Annotated in this window: 22 protein-coding genes; 2 read left to right on the top strand and 20 right to left on the bottom strand. The window is 72.0% G+C overall.

Annotated features, from left to right (window positions below; all coding sequences use genetic code 11):
• Positions 1-69: 69 nt before the first annotated feature.
• The 11 genes from IF12_RS0108160 to IF12_RS0108110 form a co-directional block, all read right to left on the bottom strand.
• Positions 70-1,443 (bottom strand): RsmB/NOP family class I SAM-dependent RNA methyltransferase, encoded by a 1,374-nt coding sequence (locus tag IF12_RS0108160; protein WP_051704121.1) that lies wholly within the window; start codon positions 1,441-1,443, stop codon positions 70-72.
• Entirely contained in the window at positions 1,440-2,363 is a 924-nt protein-coding gene (gene fmt, locus IF12_RS0108155) for a methionyl-tRNA formyltransferase (protein WP_030156700.1), read from the bottom strand. The genes IF12_RS0108160 and fmt overlap by 4 nt, the downstream gene beginning before the upstream one ends.
• On the bottom strand, positions 2,360-2,911 hold the full coding sequence (gene def, locus IF12_RS0108150; RefSeq protein ID WP_030156698.1) for a peptide deformylase: 552 nt from the start codon (positions 2,909-2,911) through the stop codon (positions 2,360-2,362). Before def ends, fmt begins: the two co-directional genes overlap by 4 nt.
• A 247-nt stretch (positions 2,912-3,158) precedes the next feature.
• Entirely contained in the window at positions 3,159-3,866 is a 708-nt protein-coding gene (locus IF12_RS0108145; RefSeq protein ID WP_030156696.1) for a hypothetical protein, read from the bottom strand.
• 1 nt (position 3,867) lies between these two features.
• Complete coding sequence (locus IF12_RS25530) at positions 3,868-4,545, bottom strand: hypothetical protein (RefSeq protein ID WP_030156693.1); 678 nt, start codon at positions 4,543-4,545, stop codon at positions 3,868-3,870.
• 2 nt (positions 4,546-4,547) lie between these two features.
• A complete protein-coding gene (locus IF12_RS0108135; RefSeq protein ID WP_030156686.1) occupies positions 4,548-5,306 on the bottom strand; it encodes a hypothetical protein in 759 nt (252 codons plus the stop codon).
• Positions 5,307-5,308: 2 nt separating this feature from the next.
• Complete coding sequence (locus tag IF12_RS0108130) at positions 5,309-6,187, bottom strand: ATP-binding cassette domain-containing protein (protein ID WP_030156684.1); 879 nt, start codon at positions 6,185-6,187, stop codon at positions 5,309-5,311.
• Positions 6,184-6,549: a GntR family transcriptional regulator gene (locus tag IF12_RS0108125; RefSeq protein ID WP_030156682.1), complete on the bottom strand. Its 366-nt coding sequence runs from the start codon at positions 6,547-6,549 to the stop codon at positions 6,184-6,186. The genes IF12_RS0108130 and IF12_RS0108125 overlap by 4 nt, the downstream gene beginning before the upstream one ends.
• A gap of 214 nt (positions 6,550-6,763) precedes the next feature.
• Positions 6,764-7,405, bottom strand: a complete 642-nt coding sequence (locus IF12_RS0108120; protein ID WP_030156680.1) for a response regulator transcription factor — start codon at positions 7,403-7,405, stop codon at positions 6,764-6,766.
• A complete protein-coding gene (locus tag IF12_RS0108115) occupies positions 7,371-8,654 on the bottom strand; it encodes a sensor histidine kinase (RefSeq protein ID WP_081913390.1) in 1,284 nt (427 codons plus the stop codon). Before IF12_RS0108115 ends, IF12_RS0108120 begins: the two co-directional genes overlap by 35 nt.
• A 91-nt stretch (positions 8,655-8,745) precedes the next feature.
• Positions 8,746-9,225 carry a VOC family protein gene (locus tag IF12_RS0108110; RefSeq protein WP_030156675.1) on the bottom strand — a complete coding sequence of 160 codons (480 nt, stop codon included), beginning with the start codon at positions 9,223-9,225 and terminating at the stop codon, positions 8,746-8,748.
• A 106-nt stretch (positions 9,226-9,331) separates the two neighbouring features.
• Between IF12_RS0108110 and IF12_RS0108105 the strand changes: the two genes are divergently transcribed.
• On the top strand, positions 9,332-9,706 hold the full coding sequence (locus IF12_RS0108105) for an iron chaperone (RefSeq protein ID WP_030156673.1): 375 nt from the start codon (positions 9,332-9,334) through the stop codon (positions 9,704-9,706).
• 135 nt (positions 9,707-9,841) lie between these two features.
• Positions 9,842-10,105: a hypothetical protein gene (locus IF12_RS0108100; RefSeq protein ID WP_030156671.1), complete on the top strand. Its 264-nt coding sequence runs from the start codon at positions 9,842-9,844 to the stop codon at positions 10,103-10,105.
• A 237-nt stretch (positions 10,106-10,342) separates the two neighbouring features.
• Here the strand turns inward: IF12_RS0108100 and IF12_RS0108095 are convergent, their stop codons facing one another.
• From IF12_RS0108095 to IF12_RS0108055, 9 genes are all read right to left on the bottom strand, one after another.
• Positions 10,343-12,265 carry a primosomal protein N' gene (locus IF12_RS0108095; protein WP_166659590.1) on the bottom strand — a complete coding sequence of 641 codons (1,923 nt, stop codon included), beginning with the start codon at positions 12,263-12,265 and terminating at the stop codon, positions 10,343-10,345.
• A 67-nt stretch (positions 12,266-12,332) separates the two neighbouring features.
• Positions 12,333-13,286 carry a polysaccharide lyase gene (locus tag IF12_RS0108090; protein ID WP_030156669.1) on the bottom strand — a complete coding sequence of 318 codons (954 nt, stop codon included), beginning with the start codon at positions 13,284-13,286 and terminating at the stop codon, positions 12,333-12,335.
• A gap of 142 nt (positions 13,287-13,428) precedes the next feature.
• Complete coding sequence (gene metK, locus IF12_RS0108085; protein WP_030156667.1) at positions 13,429-14,622, bottom strand: methionine adenosyltransferase; 1,194 nt, start codon at positions 14,620-14,622, stop codon at positions 13,429-13,431.
• A 131-nt stretch (positions 14,623-14,753) separates the two neighbouring features.
• Positions 14,754-15,944 (bottom strand): bifunctional phosphopantothenoylcysteine decarboxylase/phosphopantothenate--cysteine ligase CoaBC, encoded by a 1,191-nt coding sequence (gene coaBC / locus IF12_RS0108080; protein WP_030156665.1) that lies wholly within the window; start codon positions 15,942-15,944, stop codon positions 14,754-14,756.
• A 6-nt stretch (positions 15,945-15,950) separates the two neighbouring features.
• On the bottom strand, positions 15,951-16,223 hold the full coding sequence (rpoZ, locus tag IF12_RS0108075; protein ID WP_030156662.1) for a DNA-directed RNA polymerase subunit omega: 273 nt from the start codon (positions 16,221-16,223) through the stop codon (positions 15,951-15,953).
• A gap of 88 nt (positions 16,224-16,311) precedes the next feature.
• On the bottom strand, positions 16,312-16,923 hold the full coding sequence (gmk, locus tag IF12_RS0108070; protein WP_081913386.1) for a guanylate kinase: 612 nt from the start codon (positions 16,921-16,923) through the stop codon (positions 16,312-16,314).
• Between the two features lie 20 nt (positions 16,924-16,943).
• Entirely contained in the window at positions 16,944-17,267 is a 324-nt protein-coding gene (gene mihF / locus IF12_RS0108065; protein WP_030156658.1) for an integration host factor, actinobacterial type, read from the bottom strand.
• A gap of 148 nt (positions 17,268-17,415) precedes the next feature.
• On the bottom strand, positions 17,416-18,333 hold the full coding sequence (pyrF, locus tag IF12_RS0108060) for an orotidine-5'-phosphate decarboxylase (protein ID WP_030156656.1): 918 nt from the start codon (positions 18,331-18,333) through the stop codon (positions 17,416-17,418).
• Positions 18,334-18,374: 41 nt separating this feature from the next.
• Complete coding sequence (locus tag IF12_RS0108055; protein ID WP_030156654.1) at positions 18,375-19,445, bottom strand: quinone-dependent dihydroorotate dehydrogenase; 1,071 nt, start codon at positions 19,443-19,445, stop codon at positions 18,375-18,377.
• Positions 19,446-19,453 lie beyond the last annotated feature (8 nt).

The following is a 19,453-nucleotide window of genomic DNA, read 5'->3' as shown; positions in this document are numbered from 1 at the left end:
CCAATCTGGCAAGGGGCAAGGCCCCGCCGGATATTCCCGACGAGGCCCTATCGACCGTTGTGCGCCTGTTTACCCGGTTTTGCGCAGTAGTGCCAGGAACATCGCGTCGGTGCCGTGGCGGTGGGGCCACAGTTGCGAGGCTTCGCCGCGCGCGGAGTCGGGCACGCGGGAGGCGAGCCATTCGGAGCGGACCGGCTCCGCTCCCCCGGCCTTGAGGACCGCGGCGACGACCTCTTCGGTCTCGGCGATGACCGGCGAGCACGTCACGTACGCGACGATGCCGCCGGGGCGGGCCAGGCGCAGGCCCGCGGCGAGCAGTTCGCGCTGGAGCACCGCGAGGTCGTCGATGTCGGAGCGCTGCTTGCGCCAGCGCGCCTCGGGGCGGCGGCGCAGCGCGCCGAGCCCGGAGCAGGGGGCGTCGACCAGGACGCGGTCGAAGGCGCCGGGTTCGCCGAAGGTGCGGCCGTCGCCGGTGTGGACGGTGACGGGCAGTCCTCGGGCGGCCTTGGCGACCAGTTCGGCGCGGTGCGGCTGGATCTCGACGGCGTCGAGGGCTGCTTCCCGCTGGGCGGCGAGGGCGCCGAGGAGGCCGGTCTTGCCGCCGGGTCCGGCGCACAGGTCGATCCAGGCGCGGTCGGGGCCTTCGAGCGGGGCCTCGGCGAGGGCGAGGGCGACGAGCTGGCTGCCTTCGTCCTGGACGTGGGCGAGGCCGGTGGCGACGGCTTTGAGGCGGCCGGGGTCGCCGCCGGGGAGGTAGACCGCGTAGGGCGACCACTGCCCGTGGACGCCGCCGCGCGATTCGCGGGAGAGGTCGCCTTTGGTGATGCGGCCGGGCTTGGCGCACAGGTGGACCGGGGGCGCGACGTTGTCGGCGGCGAGCGCGGCGGGGAGTTCGTCGGGGCCGAGGACGGCCTCGATTTCGGCGGTGATCCATTTCGGATGGGCGTGGCGCAGGGAGAGGTCGGCGAGGCGGTCGCCGGTGGCGAGTTCCTCGGCCCACTCGTCGAGGTCTTTGGCGGCGACTTTGCGCAGGACGGCGTTGGCGAGTCCGGAGACGCGCGGTGAGACGGCGGCCTTGACGAGGCTGACGGTGGTGGCGACGGCCGCGTGCGCGGGGATGCGCATGTAGAGCAGTTGGTAGGCGCCGAGGCAGAGGGCGTCGACGAGGTCCTGCTGGAGGGCGCGGACGTCGCGTCCGGAGGCGGCGGCGAGGATCGCTTCGAGGGTGCCGAGGCTGCGGAGGGTGCCGTAGGTGAGTTCGGTGGCGAGGCCGGCGTCGCGTCCGGTGTTGTCGGTCTCGGCGAGCATCCGGGGCAGGACGAGGTTGGCGTAGGCGTTGTCGGCGGTGACGGCGCGGATCGCGTCGAAGGCGACGCGGCGCGGGTTGACGTTCGGGCGGTCGTTGGCCTCTTCGCGGCGGGCGCGCTTGCGTCGGTCGCTCATGTGAACACCGGGCTCTCGGTTTGGAGGCCGCGGCCCCAGGCGGCGGCGTCCATGGGTTGCTTCCCGGCGGGTTGGACCCGGTCGAGTCGGACGGGTTCGGTGGCGGTGCCGACGTGGACGGCGCGCTTGGCGAGGGCGACCTCGCCGGGGGCGAGGCTCGGGCCTTCGGGGTCGATCGCGACCGGGCCCAGGCGCAGGCGCCTGCCTTCGAATTCGGTCCAGGCGCCGGGGGCGGGGGTGACGGCGCGGACGCGTCGGTCGACGGCGAAGGCGGGGTGGTCCCAGCGGACGCGGGCGTCCTCGACGGTGATCTTGGGGGCGTAGGTGACGCCGTCCTCGGGCTGCGGTTCGGGCACGAGCGCGCCGGCTTCGAGGGCGCTCACGACGTCGACGGTGAGTCGGGCTCCGGCGACCGCGAGGCGGCCGAGGAGGTCGCCCGAGGTGTCGGTGGGGGCGATGGGCTCGGTGAGGCGGCCGTAGACGGGGCCGGTGTCGAGTCCGGCTTCGAGTTGGAAGACGCAGGCGCCGGTCATGGCGTCGCCGGCGAGCACGGCGTGCTGGACGGGGGCGGCGCCGCGCCAGGCGGGCAGGAGGGAGAAGTGCAGGTTGATCCAGCCGAGGCGGGGGACGGCGAGGGCGGCGGGCGGGACGAGCGCGCCGTAGGCGACGACGGGGACGAGGTCGGCGTCGAGTTCGCGGAGGCGTTCGAGGAAGGCCGGTTCGCGCGGTCTGGCGGGGGTGAGCGCTTCGACGCCGTGCTCGTCGGCCCAGGCGGCGACGGGTGAGCGGGAGACCTTGCGGCCGCGGCCGGTGCGGGCGTCGGGTCGGGTCAGGACGGCGACGACCTCGTGGTCGGAGCCGTGGAGGGCCTCGAGGGTCGGCAGTGCGACCTCCGGGGTCCCGGCGAAGACGATCCTCATCGTTTGAAGAACACACCCTTGGCGTCGTGGGGGGTGACTTTGACCTTGACGTCTTCGTTGTACCAGTCCTGGGCCTGGATCTCGGTCAAGGCGGCCTTGCGGCGGTCCGCGTCGAGGCGGTCGATGAAGATGATGCCGTCGAGGTGGTCGGTCTCGTGCTGGAGGCAGCGGGCCATGAGGCCGGTGCCGACGATCTGGAGGGGGTCGCCGTATTCGTTGAAGCCCTTGGCGACGACGTTCTGGCGGCGGATGGTGTCGAAGTAGAGCCCGGGGAGGGAGAGGCACCCTTCGGGGCCGTCCTGCTCCTCCTCGTCGGGGAATTCGAGGACGGGGTTGACGATGTGGCCGATGACGTCGTCGACGTCGAAGGAGAAGACCCGTTTGCCGATGCCCAGCTGGGGTGCGGCGAGCCCGGCGCCGCCTTCGTCGCGCATGGTGTCGAGCAGGTCCTTCACGAGGCCCCGCAGTTCCTTGTCAAAGGTGTCGACTTCCTCGGCGGCCGTGCGCAGGACCGGGTCGCCGAAGATGCGGATGGGCTGGATCGACAATGTGCTGACCTTCCGAAGCGTGTACTGGCCGTTCTCCAGTGTCGCACTCGCCGGGCGTAGGGCGTGAGGGGTCGGCGGGGGGTGTGGTGCGGGCCGGTGCCCCCGCGGCCCGCCCGGGGCGCTCGCGCGGGCCGGGCGGGGCGACGGGGCCGGTGGTGAGCAGGAGCCCGGCGACGACGCCGGCCGCGATGCAGGCGGCGAGCACCAGCACCGGGAAGGGGACTTGCGCGCCGATGAGGCCCATGGCTCATCCCTTCTTGTGCGGCATGGGCGCCCGTGCGAGGGCGGCCCAGGCGACGAGTGCGAGCAGGAGGGCGAGGATCGCGTCGAGCGGGGCGAGCAGGTCGGGGTTGGAGGGGTACTCCAGGAAGACGATCGTGCGCTCGCCGGCGTATCCGGCCTTCGCCAGTTCGAGCGGGATCTGGCGCAACAGGAGGACGGCGACGACGACGCCGGCCAGGGCGCCGCCGAGTCGCTGCGCGCCGAAGCGGGACATGAGCGCTCCGGCGGCGAGGCCGGCGGCGACGAAGACCGCCGAGCGGGTCAGGGACTCGATGGGGGCGAGGCCGTAGGCGTCCACGTCGCCGAGGTCGCCGGGGACGAGGAGGTCCTGGAGGAGCACGATCAGTTGCGACAGGGCGAACCCTCCGGCGGTGACGAGCGCGCCGAAGACCGCGAAGGCGGTCAGGAGCTCCTTGCGGGTCATGCCGCCGGCGATGCCGGCCGGGAAGGCCCGCAGGAGGTGGACCCAGCACACGGCGGTGAGGATCAGCGGCAGGGCCGGGAAGAGGTAGAAGCTGAAGTCCCCGTCGAAGGGGGTGAGCGCCCGCAGTCCGATCATGACGGCGTGGACGGCCGCGAGCGACATCAGGAACCACAGGCCGAAGGTGGTGGCGACCTCGGCCGACAGCCGCATGCCGAGCCGGTATCTGCGTCCGGCGAGGGTGGCGTTCATGTCATGCCCGCTTCGCTCTGACGGGGATGGACCGCAGGGCCAGGGCCGTGGCGACGCACAGGGCCGCGGTGGCGCCGATGCCTCCGGCGAGGAAGGCCGCGAGGCGGCCGGAGCCGTCGAGGTCGCCGAACTCCAGGGCGAGCAGGCCCACGTAGAGGGCGCCGGAACCGACGAGGACGGCCACGGTGAACCAGCCCTTGTCGCCGAAGCGCGCGGCCGCGGCGCCGATGAACGCCCCGGCGAAGAAGTAGACCGGGGTGACCAGCAGGTAGCGCAGGCCGATGGTGAGGGTCTCGCCCCAGGTGCCGAGGGGCTCGCTGGTCAGGGCGAGCAGGGCGTGCTCGGCGGCGAAGCCGCCGATGGTGATCGCGACGCTCGCGATCGAGGCGAGGAGCCCGAACAGGAGGTAGGCGACGGTGATCTCGCGGCGGGTGATGCCGCGGGCGAGGAGGGTCGGCAGGTTCGAGGCGAGCCAGATCCCCGCCGTGGCGGCGACGAACCACTGGAACACGCTGGCGGCGATCCTCCACAGCCCCTGGTCGACGGCGTCGATGAAGACCGCCGAGGCGATCGGGGTGAGGACGATCCAGCACAGCAGCGGCCAGCGGAGCCAGCGGGCGGACCCGAGGAAGAGGCTGAGGCCGAGGCGGTAGCGACGGCGCGCGAGTGCGGTGGTCATGATCAGGCCTTCTTGGAGCGCAGCGGAATGTCGATGAGGATGCGGTAGGCGCTCGCCGCGAGCGCGGCGATCACCAGGACGATCGCGGCGAGGACGAGCCCGCGGCCCGCCTCGTCGACGAACCGGCCGAGGAAGCCCAGCCAGCCCGGACCGAAGGGCTTGGTGTTGTACAGGGCGTTGTCGAGGCTGAACAGCACCGGCAGGATCGGGACGACCAGCAGCCAGCCGGTGCCGTCCCAGCGGTAGGAGGCGACGCCGATGACGGTGCCGGCGGTGAAGTAGGCGAGGTACAGCAGCGGGTAGACCGCCGCGAAGCCGAGGGTCTCGCCCCAGGTGCCGATCGGAGCGGTCGCTTCGTTGAGTTCGACCGCCTGGGTCCAGCCCATCGCGCCGTAGTAGAAGCGCTCGGTGAGGAGCCCGCCGATGGCGGCGGCGCCGATGCCGGCGGACCAGACGGTCCCGAAGACCCCCAAGGAGACGGCGAGTTCGCGGCGGGTCACGCCCGCGGCGATCAGGCTGGGCACGAGCACGTACACGAAGCCGCCGCCGACGAACGCGGAGAACCACTTGGCGACGTTCGCGGTGTAGAACCAGGCCGAGAGGTCGATGTCGGTGTAGCGCGAGAGCGCGAGCGGCCCGAGGAACGAGAGGATCAGGACCGCGATGATCCAGTACTTGAAGTACCGCAGGACTTCCCAGCTGAGGCCGAGGCCGAGGGAGTAGCGGCGCCGGGGCAGTTGGCTGCTGGCGAGGGCGGGCATGGTCAGGCTCCGTTCTTGCCGGGTTCGGTCAGGTGGATGAAGAGGTCCTGGAGGCCGACGGGGCCGATCTCGATGCCTGCGGCGGCGGCGCGCTCGCGGGTCGGGGCGTCCGGGGCGGCGGCGACGGTGATGCTCTTGGTGGCGCCGAGCCGCTGCTCGGCGAGGACCTCGAGGCCGGAGGCGACGGCGTCGACCGATTCGGCGGGGCCGGTGAGGGTGGCGCCCATGCCTTGGAAGGCCTCGACCTCCTCGTGGCGCAGGATGCGTCCCCTGTCGACGATGATGACCTCTTCGAGGTAGTTGGCGACCTCGTCGATGAGGTGGGTGGAGAGGACGACGGTGTGCGGGCGGTCCATGTACTCGGCGAGCAGCTCCTTGTAGAACGCGTCCCGGGTGGGGGCGTCCATGCCGAGGTGGACCTCGTCGAACATGGTCAGTTCGGCGCGTGCAGCCAGGCCGGTGACGGCGGCCAGGACCGAGCGCTTGCCGCGGGAGAGCTCGCGGACCCGCTTGGTGAGCGGCAGCTCGAACTTGTCGGCGAGCTTGTAGGCGTAGTCGGCGTCGAAGCCCAGGCGGACGTGCCCGGTCTCGATGGTGGCCTTGACGGTGTCGGAGTCGTCGAAGTCGCCGCCTTCGCGGATGAGGGCGACGCGGGAGACGATCGGGGCGTTCTCCCAGACCGGCTCGCCGCCGACGAGGATCTGGCCGGTGGTGGGCTTGCGGAACGCGGCGATGAGGCTCAGCAGGCTGGTCTTGCCGGCGCCGTTGCGTCCGAGCAGCCCGTAGATCTTGCCCGCCTCGAGGGTGAGGTCCACGTCGGCGAGGGCGTCTTCCTTGCCGTACTTGAGGGTGACGTCGCGGAGGTTGACGGAGAAGCTCATTTGAGGGCGCCTTCCTGTGCACGGAGGTAGTCGATGATGTCGGTCAGGGGGATGCCGGCCTGGCGGGCCTCGCGGACCAGCGGGGCCAGGACCCGCTCGAAGAAGCGCTCGCGGAAGTCCGCGGCGAGCTTGTCGCGGGCGTCGTCGGCGACGTACATGCCGACGCCGCGCTGCTTGTAGAGGATGCCTTCGTCGACCAGCTCCCGGAACGCCTTCTGCGCCGTGGCCGGGTTGATCTGGTAGAACGCGGCGTACTGATTGGTCGACATGACCTTGCCTCCCGGTTCGAGCGAGCCGTTCATGATCTCGGCCTTGATCTGGTCGGCGATCTGTCGGTAGATCGGCGTGCCGTCATCGAACATCTCGCCTCCTTAGGTTTCGTGGTTCGGTTCCTCGGTTCAGAGGTTCATTACTTGACTAATGAACCATAGCACGAACGAACCCACGACTGTCAACACTGATGCCGGGGTTCGACGGATCACAGGGCGGCACGAGGCGCCGGGCAGCGCTCTTCCAGGCGGAAGAGGGCTCGGTCGTTAAAGGGGGTCGACTTGTCTTGAGGAGACTCGGGCGGACCTACACGAGGCCGCCTTCGTAGGCGGCGATGACGGCCTGGGTGCGGTCGCGGACGCCGAGTTTGGTGTAGACGCTGCTCAGGTGGGTCTTGACGGTCTCGCGCCCGAGGAACAGCTCGGCGGCGATCTCGGCGTTGGACAGCCCGCGCGCGGCGAGCGTGAGCACTTCCTTCTCCCGGTCGCTGAGATCGGCGATCCCCTTGGGGGGCTTGCGGGTCGGTGCGGCCGCGGCGAGGCGGCGCACGGCCTCGGGGAACAGGAGCGCGTCGGTGCGGGCCACCAGGCGCACCGCGGCGAGCAGGTCCTCCAGGCGGGTGCGCTTGAGCAGGAACCCGTCGGCGCCGGCGCGCAGCGCCTGCCACACGTAGTCGTCGTTGTCGAAGGTGGTGACCACCAGGATCTTCGGCGGCGAGTCGAGTTCGGACACGATCCGCTCGGTCGCCTCGATCCCGTCGACCTTCGGCATCCGCACGTCCATGAGCAGCACGTCCGCCCGGCCGGAGCGGGCGATGGCGACCGCGTCGATGCCGTCGGCCCCTTCGGCGACGACGTCGAGGTCCGGTTCGGCGCCGATGACGGCGGCGAAGCCGGAGCGGATCAGGGCCTCGTCATCGATCAGCGCGATGCGCAGCGGAGCGGTCATCCTCGGCCTTTCTGGTGTCGATGGGAACGGCGGCGCGGACGGTCCAGGCCCCCGCGGTCCAGTCGGCGTCGGCGGTCCCGCCGAGGACGGCGGCGCGCTCGGCCATGCCGATGAGGCCGCGACCGCCTCGGCGAGGGCGCGGCCTGCGCGTCGCGGGGCTGGTCACCGCCACGGTCGCTTCGCGGGCGCCGACGTCGACGGCCACGCTCGCCCGGGGTTCGTCGGCGTGGCGGAGCACGTTCGTCAGCGACTCCTGGACGATCCGGTAGATCTCGCGGGAGGCGAGGCGGCTGAGCGCGCCGCGGTCGCCGCTCTGGCGCAGCTCCACGTCGACGCCGGACTCGGCGATCAGGGACTCGAGGTCGGCGAGGTCGCGTTGCGGGCCGCGCGAGTGGTCCCGGTCCTCGCGGAGGGCCCCGATGACGGCGTCGAGGTCGGCCAGGGCGCCGCGGGCGGTCTCGCCGACTGCGGCCATGGCCTGCGCGGCGAAGGCGGGGTCGGCGGTGATGACGCGGGCGGCGGCCTCGGACTGGACCACGACCACCGACAGGGCGTGGCCGACCGCGTCGTGCAGTTCGCGGGCGATGCGGTTGCGGGCCGCGAGGCGCGCGGCCTCGGCGCGGGAGGCGGCGAGGCGGTCGGCCGAGCCCTGCCCGAGCAGGCGCGGGGCGAGGGCCTTCATCGCGGCGGTGAGGAGCGCGACCGAGGCGGTGAGCCCGATGAAGACGAGCGGGCCGGTGAGCAGGCCCCACGTGGTGAGATGGCCGGTGTAGAGCTCGGGCGGCTCGTCGATGACGCCGAAGGCGAGCAGGGCGCCGTTGTAGAGCAGGTACGCCGCGAACGGCACCATGGCGAGCGTCAGGCCGCTGAGCAGGCCGCCCGCGGCCGCGTGGAGGGTGAACCAGCAGCCGGTGCGCCAGCGCGAGTTCCAGGAGCCGTCGTCGGCCGGGGAGGCGAACTCGGCGCCGAGGAGCCGGCGGGCGGCCGTCCGCTCGATCTCGCGGTCGGGCAGGAGCAGCGAGGCGGCCGCGACCAGCGGGAGGACGCCGACGTAGACGAGCGGGTGGAGGATGCCGTTGAAGCCGCTCTCGGGGACGAGCCAGTTGTGGACCAGCGCGCCGACCATCATGAACGGCATCATGAGGGCGCCGCCGAGGATGACCCACACCCAGCCGCGGTAGGTGGCGCGGGACCAGAGCGGGGCGATCAGGCGCATGGCGCCATTGTGCCAGCGGCGCGGTGGGCTCATGGCTCCAGTTTGGCCGGGCGCGGGCGCGGGGGCCTCCCCCCGGGGCAGGGCGCCGGTCCCCCGCGCGGGGGACCGGCCCGCGCCGCGTCCGCTACTTCCCCTCGTAGGCGTCCTTGAGGCCCTGGAGGTCGATCTTCTTCATGCCGTACATGGCCTTGACGGCCCGCAGGGCGGCCTCCTTGTCGGGGCCGCCGACGTAGGCGTCGGCCTCGGGCGACCAGATCTGCCAGTTGACGCCCCACTTGTCGGCGATCCAGCCGCACTCGATCTCCTTGCCGCCGCCTTCGAGGATCGCGCTCCAGAGGCGGTCGATCTCGGCCTGGTCCTCGCAGTTGACGAGCAGGGACATGGCGTGGTCGTGCTTGGCGGAGCCGTCGCCGTTGATGGCGGTGAAGGCCTGCCCGGCGAGGTCGAAGTTGACGACCATCGGCTCGCCGACCTTGCCGTGCGCGTCCTCGACGAAGGGGATGGTGCCGGTGACCTTGCCGTCGGCGAACAGTGTGAGGTAGAAGTCGACGGCCGCTTCGGCGTCGCCGTCGTACCAGAGGTTGGTGACGATCTTCTGCTGCATGGTGGGTTTCCTTTCCCGGTGGCGTGAGAAGCCGATTGCATCAGTTGAGACGAGCCGCGGGGTCGAAACTCGTCGCTCCGGGAACCGTTCGGGCTAGGTTTCTGGAATGGTGCGGAGCGATGCCGAGAACGTGGACGCCTACCTGGCCGCGCTGCCGGAGGAGCGCAGGGAGGCGATGGCCGCGATCCGCGAGGTCTGCCGCGAGGAGCTGGCGGGTTTCGCGGAGGTCATGGCGTACGGGATGCCCGGTTTCTCGCGCGACGGCACCGTCGAGGCGATCGAGATCGCGTTCGCGTCGCAGAAGCGGTACCTCTCGTTCTACCTGCTGCGCACCGATGTGCGGGAGGCGTTCGCCGAGCGGCTGGCGGATCAGGACATGGGCAAGGGCTGCCTGCGGTTCAGCGGTCCGGAACGGGTGGACCTGGCGTTGATCAGGGACCTGGCGAGGGCGACGGCCGCGACCGGCGGCCCGATCTGCTGAGCGGTGAGCCGGGGAGGCGGCGGACCGCGCTCGCCGCGGTCCTGGACCGACCGAACCGGTGGGCGGACGCCCGGGCGCCGCCTCGCGGACCGATGGCGCACCTCCTGGCCCGTGCGCCGCTGGTATACAGGAGCGGTGACCGAACGACGGGAGAGCCGCATCCGCACCACGCTCGCGGCGCTCGTGTGCCGCATGCAGGCGCTCACCGTCTTCGGGTACATGGGCGTGGCCTCGCTCATCGGCGTCGAGACCCTCATCGTGGTCCTTGGGTTCACCACGGTGCTGCCGATCGCGATTCCCTTCGTGCTCATCGTCTTCGCCGCCGTCTACTTCTTTCGCGAGCGCGTGCGCGGCCTGTGGCGCGCGACCCGCGCGCGTTTCGCCGGCTCGGGCCGCTGACGGCGCCGCTATGTCGCCGGGGCCGAGAGCGCCACTGCCGCAATGGAACTCCACACGGCGCTCACGCCTGCCTGCGGCATTGCCGTCCCGCTGAGCGCTACTGGCCCTTGACCTCGAAACATCTCCGTGCGCACCGGTGGCGCGCCCCGGGCCGCTTCCGGACCCGTGCGGCGGCCTCCGCAGGAAGACCGGCCGTCGTCGGGCCCCGGTACGACCGAGGGCGACGCTACCGGTGGCTCAGGCGATTTCGCGCGGGTCGATCTGCACGCGCACCGGTTCGGCCTTCGCGCCCGAGCGCGCGGCCGTCGCCTTCGCGAGCACGCTCGCCAGCGCCGCCCCGTCCCTGCGCCGCACCCGCACCAGCAGCCGCTCCGAATGCTCGTCCACCGGGATCGGACCGATCGCCTCCGTGCCGAGTTCGGCGGGCAGATCGGCGGCGAGCTTCTCGGGTTCGCCGTTCGGGCCGGTCAGGGCCGCGAACTTCATCACCGGCGGGAAGCCGAGTTCGGCGCGCTCCTCCAATTCCCGCACCGCGAACCACGCGGGGTCCCAGCGCATCAGGGCCTGCACCACCGCCAGTCCCCCGTCGGCCACCACCACCGCCGTGGCGTCCGGGCGCGCGAGCGCCACCGCGTTCATCCAGCGGCGCAAGGCCTCTTCGCTCGCGGTCAGCTCCGCGCGGGTCAGCAGCGCCCACGTGTCCAGCAGCAGCACCGCGCCGTAGCCGCCGGGGGCCGCGGGCTCCACGCCGGGCGTCGCCACCACCACCGAGGCGCCGGCCGGGGCCGATTCGAGGCGGTCCAGGCCGGTCGACTCCGCGATCGGGACGTCCGGGAAGGCCTGCGCCAGTTCCTCGGCGGTGCGTTCGGCGCCGATGATCAGGGCGCGGACCCGGTTCGATCCGCATTCGGAGCAGCGGAAGTCCTCGGCGACCGTGCCGCACCAGCCGCACACGGGGGCGCGGCGGGCGCCTAGGAGCCGCAGCGGCCCCGAGCAGTTCGGGCAGGCCGCGCGGGTGCGGCAGCGCTGGCAGGACACCGCGGGCACGTACCCGCGCCTGGGGACCTGCACGAGGACGGGCCGGTCCTTCGCGAGCGCGCCTCGGGCGGCCTCCCAGGCGATCGTGGGCAGTCGGGCGGCGCCGCCGGACGGGTCGCGCTCCAGGTCGGACTCGTCGCCGACAGGCACGATCCTCGGTGCGGCCGAGCGGATCTCGTCTCGGGAGGCGACCATGGAGACCGCCCATTTAGTCTCGACCAGCAGCTGCGCCTGGGGGGTGCGGCCGTGGCCGCCGACGAGGCAGGCGGCCTCGGCGAGGCCGGCGCGGGTGAGCAGGACCTCCCGGGCGTGCGGGTAGGGGGCGTGGCGGTCCACGTGGGACTGGTCGCCGTCGTCCCAGATCGCGACGAGGCCGAGGTCGGCGACGGGCGCGAACGCGGCGGCGCGGGTGCCGGCCACGATCCGCACCTGGCCTCGGGCGGCCTTCAGGAACGCCCGGTAGCGCTTGGTCGGGCCCATCTGGGCCGAGAGCGTGACGTGCCGGTCGGGGCCGAGCACGGCGTCGAGCGCGGCGTCGAGGCGGTCGAGGTCGGCCTGGTCGGGGACGACGAGGACCGCGCCGCGTCCGGCGGAGGCGGTGGCCGCGGCGGCCTCGGCGAGGCGGGCGGGCCAGTCCTCGCCGGGGAGGGCGCTCCATACCGCCTTCGGTGACTTGGTCTCGCGCAGTGCGCGCAGGAATGCCTCGCCCGCGATATATCTCTTCCAGTGAGTCGGGACGGGTGCGGCCACCGGCAGCGTCTCTCCTGGAGCCTCGGCCTCGACGCGGACACGGCGTTCGGGGACGGCCAGGCGCAGTACGTCGGCGAGGGTCCCGGCGTAGCGGTCGGCCACGGCGCGGGCGAGGCGGGCGGTCTCGGGGCTGATCACGGGCTCGGGCGAGACGAGGTCGGAGAGCCACAGGAGCTTGCCGGTGAAGTCGCTGGCGTCCTTGAGGGCGATGACGTAACCGCCGACCTTGCGCCGTCCGAAGCGGACCTTGACGCGGCACCCGGGCCTGACCTGGCCGGCGAGGTCCTCGGGAATGCGGTAGTCGAAGAGCCGGTCGAGCTGCGGCAGCGGCTGGTCGACGCAGACCGCTGCGATCGCCGGTGACTCGTCCATCCGATAAACGTACCGGGCGGCCCCGACGCCGGGCCGCCGCACGGCGAAGCGGCGCGGACCGTCTCCCTCAGCGGCGGCGCCGGGCGCGGACCGCGGGAGGCTCGGGGACGGCAGCGGCGGCGGACAACGCCGGAACGGCCTCGCACGGCGGGTCCCAGCCCGGCGGCATCACGGAGCCGCAGGTGGTGCCGAGCGCGATGTTGTCGTGGAAGACGGCGCGCTTGTCGACGCCGCTGGACGCCCCGCCGTTCCAGCCGGGCTTGTAGAGGCCCCATTTGATGTAGCCGCTGTCGTGGGCGTCGTTGTAGGTGTTCGGACCCTCCCAGTGGGTGTGGGCCCAGTCGGGGTCGGCGCCGGTGCGCTGCCACACCTCGACGACGCCGGAGTCGTCGTAGGCCCAGTCGAAGCGGAACACGAAGTCGGTCCACTCGCCGAGCGCGATCGGCCCGAGTCCGAGGTGGAGCTTGTCGATCGTCTCCGGCGTGGTGCAGGGATTCGGGTCCGAGTTGAGGCGCAGGCGCCACTCGCCGCCGTCGTGGGGGTGGACCTGGAGGAAGGCGCTCGGCGCCTTCCTGGTCTCGCAGGGCTCGGCGGGCGAGGGCGCGTTGTGCCACTGGAAGACGATGTCCCCGCTCCGGTCGTCGTGCTCCCAGGTGCTGGGGAGGTAGACGCTGAAGGCGTAGTAGCGGGTGTCGCCGAGGCCGTACCGCGCCTCGGGCACGCGCATCGCGTCGCTCTCGGCGCGCATCCCGCCGGCCTGCGGCGGGTCGCCCTGCCGCAGCTCGTGGCGGACGGAGGCGTCGCTGTCGCGGCCGAAGCCGGCGACCTGCACCGAGCTCGAGCAACACTCGTTGTGGCCGATGTCGGGGTAGCCGGACTTGACGTCCCCGTCCTCGAAGTCGGCGAACACGATCGCTTCGGGCTCGTCGGCGAGGTCGGCGACGACGCCGTGCGCGGTCGAGCAGGCGGCCAGGAGGCCGAGGGCGGCGGTCGCGGCGGCCAGGACGGTGCGAGGTGGCAACAGAGGTCGCGGCCCTTCCGGAATCGGGGCGGGACGGTCCCGCATCGCAGTGGCGCCGTCGCCGGCTCCGGCTGCGACGTTACCGGGTCGTATGCGCGCCCGAGCCCCCGACCGCCTCGGCGGTCGGGGGCTCGGGGAGGTCTTAGTTGACGGCTTCCTTCAGGGCGGCGGCGCGGTCGGTCGCCTCCCAGGTGAACTCCGGCAGTTCGCGGCCGAAGTGGCCGTACGCGGCGGTCTTGGAGTAGATCGGCCGGATCAGGTTGAGGTCGCGGATGATCGCGGCCGGGCGCAGGTCGAAGACCTCCAGGACCGCGCGCTCGATCCGCGCGGGGTCGACCGTGCCGGTCCCCATCGGGTCCACCGCGATGCTCACCGGCTTCGCCTTGCCGATCGCGTAGGCCACCTGGACCTCGCAGCGTTCGGCGAGCCCGGCGGCGACCACGTTCTTGGCGACCCAGCGGGCCGCGTACGCGGCCGAGCGGTCGACCTTCGAGGGGTCCTTGCCGCTGAAGGCGCCGCCGCCGTGGCGGGCGTAGCCGCCGTAGGTGTCGACGATGATCTTGCGGCCGGTCAGGCCCGCGTCGCCCATCGGCCCGCCGATCTCGAAGCGGCCGGTCGGGTTGACCAGCAGCTTGTAGTCGGCGATGTCGAGGTCGAGACCGGAGACGACCGGCGCGATCACGTGCTCGGCGACGTCGGGCGACAGCAGCGAGTCCAGCGAGATGTCCGGGGCGTGCTGGCTGGAGACGACCACGGTGTCCAGTCGCACCGGACGGTCGCCTTCGTACTCGATGGTGACCTGGGTCTTGCCGTCCGGGCGCAGGTAGGGCACCGTGCCGTCCTTGCGGACCTCGGTGAGGCGCTGGGAGAGCCGGTGCGCCAAGGCGATCGGCAGCGGCATGAGCTCGGGGGTCTCGCGGCAGGCGAAGCCGAACATGAGGCCCTGGTCGCCCGCGCCCTGGAGGTCGAGCTCGTCGAGCTCGCCGGAGTCCACTCGCGACTCCCAGGCTTTGTCGACGCCCTGGGCGATGTCGGGGCTCTGGCCGCCGATCGAGACGTTCACGCCGCACGAGGCGCCGTCGAAGCCCTTCTTGGAGGAGTCGTAGCCGATCCGCAGGATCGTGTCGCGCACTATCCGGGGGATGTCGGCGTAGGCATGGGTCGTGACCTCCCCCGCCACGTGCACCTGCCCGGTGGTGATGAGGGTTTCGACCGCGACCCGGCTCCCGGGGTCCTCGCCCAGCAGGGCGTCCAGGATCCCGTCGGAGATCTGGTCGGCGATCTTGTCCGGGTGGCCCTCAGTGACCGACTCGGAGGTGAACAGGCGACGTGCCACGGCACTCCTCAACACACATCCACGCCGCCAAGCGGCGCTCTTCGACTGACTTCGCAGCTCACAAGTCTATGCGCTCACGATCCTGCCACCAAGTCGGCACGCGGAGCCGAGGCGGTGTCAGTCGCGTCCACTCACCGGGAGTCGCGCGGCGGCAGCGCTGCTGAGACCGCGTCCCAGACCGCGTCGGCCACCGATTCCTTCGAGGCGTCGACCATCGCGTCGACTTCGCCACGTTCGTCGAAGATCGTGACCGAATTCTCCGCCGAGCCGAACACGGCGCCGCCGGAGACGTCGTTGAGCACCACCAGATTAGCGCCCTTGGCCTCGCGCTTGGCCCGGGCGTGCTCGGGGCCGTCGTGGGTCTCGGCCGCGAAGACGACGAGGACCTGGCCGGGGCGCTTGGCCCGGCCGACCGCGGCGGCGATGTCGGGCGTGGCGGTGAGCGCCAGGTCGAGGTCGCCCTTGCGCTTGAGCTTGCGGTCCGAGGAGGACTTGGGGGTGAAGTCGGCCGGGGCCGCGGCCAGGACCGCGGCGTCGGCGTCGCGGGCGGCGGCCACGGTCGCGTCGTACAGCTCGGCGGTGGTCGCGACGCGGTCGACGCGAAGGCCCGCCGGCAGCGGCGCTTCGACGTGGGCGGCGATGAGGTGGACCTCGGCGCCGCGCGCGGCGGCGGCCGCGGCGATCGCGATGCCCTGGCGGCCCGAGGAGTGGTTCCCGATGAAGCGGACCGGGTCGATCGGCTCGCGGGTGCCGCCGGCGGTGACGAGGACCTTGCGGCCGACGAGGTCGCGGGCCGGAGACGTGAGGAAGCCCTTGAGCAGGGCGAAGAGCGATTCGGGCTCGGGCAGGCGCCCGGGGCCGGTGTCGGCGCCGGTGAGGCGGCCCGAGTCGGGTTCGACGACGTGCGCGCCGCGCTCGCGCAAGGTCGCGACGTTCGCCCGCGTGGCGGCGTGCTCCCACATCTCGGTGTGCATCGCCGGGGCGAAGACCACCGGGCACGTCGCGGTGAGCAGCGTGCCGGTCAGCAGGTCGTCGGCGCGGCCGTGGGCCGCGCGCGCGAGGAGGTCGGCGGTGGCCGGGACGACGGCCACGAGGTCAGCGGCGCGGCCGAGGCGCACGTGCTTGACCTCGGACACCTCGGAGAACACGCCGGAAGCCACCGGGCGGCCCGACAGGGCCTCCCAGGTGGCTTCACCGACGAACTTGAGCGCCGCCTCGGTGGGGACCACGGTCACGTCGTGACCGGACTCCTTGAGGAGGCGGAGCAGTATGGACGCCTTGTAGGCGGCGATGCCGCCCGACACGCCCAGGACGACGTTCAACGCGGCCTACGCCTCGGGGTCGTCGAAGGCCTTCGTCTCGAGGAGGCCCTTGTCGAGCTCGCGCATGGCGATCGAGAGCGGCTTCTCCTCGGGCGTGGTCTCGACGAGCGGTCCGACGTACTCCAGCAGGCCTTCGCCGAGCTGGGAGTAGTAGGCGTTGATCTGACGGGCCCGCTTGGCGGAGTAGATGACCAGCTGGTACTTCGACTGGGCCTTCTCCAGCAGATCGTCGATCGGCGGGTTGGTGATGCCGACGGGGTCGGCGACAGTCCCTGACACGTGTAATCCTTCGTGTGCGACTCGTGGTGCTCAGTGGCTCCGGACTTGCTGAGCGGAAGTGCGGCTCGCGGGCTTCGCCGAGGCGAGGCTATTTGCGGCTCGTCAGCGATGCCGACGCGAGAGCCGGAGAACTGAGCAACTCTACCAGCTCGGCGGCCGCCTGCTCGATCGACACGTTGGTGACTGTGTGATCGAACTCGGCCTCCGAGGCCAGTTCGGAACGGGCGGCGTCCAGGCGGCGCGCGATCGTGGCCTCGTCCTCGGTCCCCCGCCCGGTGAGGCGGCGGACGAGTTCGTCCCACGACGGCGGCGCCAGGAACACCAGTTGGGCGTCTGCCATGGCCCGGCGGACCTGTCGGGCGCCCTGCAGTTCGATCTCCAGCAGCGCCGGGAGTCCGGCGCGCAGGCGCTCCTCGACCGGGCCGCGGGGGGTTCCGTAGAGGTTCCCCGCGTAGGAGGCCCATTCAAGGAACTCCCCCGCGGCGATCATCGACTCGAACTGCTCGGTCGACACGAAGTGGTAGTCGGCGCCGTCGACCTCACCCGGGCGCGGCTTGCGGGTCGTGCAGCTCACGGAGAGCCAGACCCACGGGTAGTACTCCTGGATGAGGGCCTTGACGCTGCCCTTGCCCACTCCGGACGGGCCGGAGAGCACTGTCAGGCGCTGGGCGAAGGCGGCGTGGTGACGATCGATGCTCACGCGACTACTACTACCCGAACTTAGGCCTGGTCGCCCTTGAATTCATCCAAAAGCGCGGCGCGCTGGTGCTCGCCGAGGCCGCGCAGCCGACGGGAGTCGGCGATCTTGAGCTTCTCCATGATCTGGGTGGCGCGCTTGTCGCCGATGCCCGGGAGTGCCTTGAGCACGGCCGAGACCTTCATCTTCCCGGAGATGTCGTCGGTGGCAGCGGACTTGAGGACCGCTTCCAGGGTGGTCTCGCCCGACTTCAGCTTCTCCTTGAGCTCGGCGCGGGCCTTGCGGGCCGCGGCGGCCTTCTCAAGGGCTGCGGCGCGCTGTTCCGGTGTCAGTTTAGGGAGCGGCACGGGGTCTCCTTGCAGTCGATGGTTTCGTCCCTGTGGACCTTCGCGTGCGGGTATCGCCAAAGCATACCCAGCTCGGGAACGGTAACCCCAGGGTCCGACACGCCTGCGACCGGGGGTGGGGCATTTCCCGGACCCTGAATTCGGCGGTTTATTCCCCCATCGCGGCGCGGCATTCGTCCTGCAACGCCTCGGCGGCGGCGCGAATGCTCGCCACGGCGGGCCCCGGCTGTGCGATTTGTCGGGAATAGGACGGGATTGCGAAGTTCACGGCGGGTCCGAGGACGCGCGGAAGATCACTCGGCCTCCCGCCCTGCGCGCCCATGCCCGGGACCAGCAGCGGGCCGTTGAACTGGGACAAGTCGTGAGCGGAGTCACGTTGGCTCGCGGTGGTGTGGGTGATTCCGTAAGTCGACTCACGCAGGCGGGCCTCGCCCTCGGTGGCGCAGGCGCCGATCGTGGCGCCGACGACGAGCCCGAAGGAGCCCATCGGCTCGGCCCCGAGGTTGCGCTCGTTGACCTCGTCGATGACGCCCTGGGCGACGGACCTGCCGTCGCGGCGGCGGGCGAGCTGGACCTGCTTGCCCTCGGGGTTGGAGGTGCGGGCGAGCACGAACACGCCCTTGCCGTGGGCGGCGGCGAGGTCGAAGGCGGGCTGGAGCGAGCCGGTGCCCAGGAACGGGCTGAGGGTGACCGCGTCGACCGCGAGCGGCGAGGCCGGGTCGAGGTAGGCCTGGGCGTAGGCGGCCATCGTGGAGCCGATGTCGCCGCGCTTGACGTCGAGGATGACGAGCGCCCCGGCGCGGCGGGACTCGGCGATCACCCGTTCGAGCAAGGCGATGCCGCCCGAGCCGAAGCGCTCGAAGAACGCCGACTGCGGTTTGAGGAAGGCGACGGTGCCGGCGAGGGCCTCCACGAGGGTCAGGCAGAACCGCTCGGCCCCGGCGAGGTCGTCGTCGAGGCCCCAGTCCAGCAGCTGCGCCCCGTGGGGGTCGACGCCGGCGCACAGCGGGCCGCGCGCGGCCGAGAGGTGGTGGGCGCGGGCGCCGAAGTCCTTGCTGGTCGACATGGTGTGGTCTCTTTCCGGTGGGCGCGGTCTTCGGGTCGGGTCTAGGCCTTGGCGCGGTGGCGGCGTCGGGCGGCGCTCTTGTAGCGGCGCACGCTGCCGCGGACGACGCCGGGGCCGTTGTAGACGAGTCCGGAGTAGATCTGGACGAGGCTCGCCCCGGCGTCGAACATGGCCTGGGCGTCGTCGGGGGTCATGATGCCGCCCGAGCCGATGATCGGCAGGTTCCCGCCGGTCTCGCGGTGGACGAAGCGGACGATTTCGCGGGCGAACTCGGTCAGCGGCCGGCCGGACATGCCGCCGGCCTCGACGGCGACGGCGTCGTCGGCCGGGTCGACCCGGTCGCGCCCGAGGGTGGTGTTGGTGGCGATGACGCCCGCGACCCCGGCGTCGAGGCAGACCTCCAGGAGCTGCGCCATCGCCGACTCGGTGAGGTCGGGGGCGATCTTGACGAGGATCGGGCGCTCGGCGCGCCCGGCCGCGAGGCGCTCGCCTTCGGCGCGCAGGGCCCCGAGCAGGTCGCGCAGGGCCCCGGAGTCCTGGAGCTTGCGCAGGCCCGGGGTGTTGGGCGAGGAGACGTTGATCGCGATGTAGTCGGCGAAGGGGTAGAGGAAGCGCATCGACTGGAGGTAGTCCTCGATGGCGTCCTCGATGGCGACGGCCTTGGACTTGCCGATGCTGATGCCGAGGGGGCAGTCGACGGCCGGGGCGGCGCTGAGCCGCGCGGCCAGCGCCTGGGCGCCGTCGTTGTTGAAGCCCATGCGGTTGACGATGCCCTGGGAGCGGGTCATGCGGAACATGCGGGGGGCGGGGTTGCCGGGCTGGGGCTGGGCGGTGACGGTGCCGATCTCGGCGAAGCCGAAGCCGAGCGCGGGCCAGGCGCCGACGGCGACGCCGTTCTTGTCCATGCCGGCGGCGAGGCCGATGGGGTTGGGGAAGGGGATGCCGCAGACGGTGACGGGGGCGCTGGGGCGGTTGAGTCGGATGAGCGCGTTGCGGGCCTGGCGTTGACCGGACAGGCGGGCGAGCCAGCGCAGGGTGGTCTCGTGCGCTCGCTCGGCGTCGCCGCGTCCGATCCGGAACAGGACCGGGCGGGCCAGTTTCTGATACAGCATGGTCGTTC

The organism is Glycomyces sp. NRRL B-16210, from assembly GCF_000719515.1.
Lineage (GTDB): Bacteria > Actinomycetota > Actinomycetes > Mycobacteriales > Micromonosporaceae > Glycomyces.
The sequence above is the reverse complement of the archived record's forward strand: the minus strand, read 5'-3'. Positions and strand labels throughout refer to the sequence as shown.